The following is a 224-nucleotide window of genomic DNA, read 5'->3' as shown; positions in this document are numbered from 1 at the left end:
ATCCCTGCCAGCGGAGCATAGCCTCCTGATACCCCCTTACCAAACGTTAAAATATCCGGCTCAATCCCAAATTGTTCAATAGCAAAGTCTGTGCCCGCTCTTCCGAAGCCTGTCATCACCTCATCAATAACCAACACGATGTCATATTTATCGCAGATGTGTCGCACGCGTATAAAATAGTCATCAGGCGGAACAACTGCCCCTTGCTGGCTCCCTACAATCGG

The 224-nt window shown here is 49.1% G+C and carries 1 protein-coding gene; it reads right to left on the bottom strand.

From position 1 onward, the window contains the following. Window positions 1–224, bottom strand: a 224-nt coding sequence (locus LKX83_RS33170; protein ID WP_227887551.1) for an aminotransferase class III-fold pyridoxal phosphate-dependent enzyme, incomplete at both ends; no start/stop codon positions are given.

The organism is Cohnella baijiui (genome assembly GCF_020731285.1).
In the GTDB taxonomy this organism is placed as follows: Bacteria; Bacillota; Bacilli; order Paenibacillales; family Paenibacillaceae; genus Cohnella.
The sequence above is the reverse complement of the archived record's forward strand: the minus strand, read 5'-3'. Positions and strand labels throughout refer to the sequence as shown.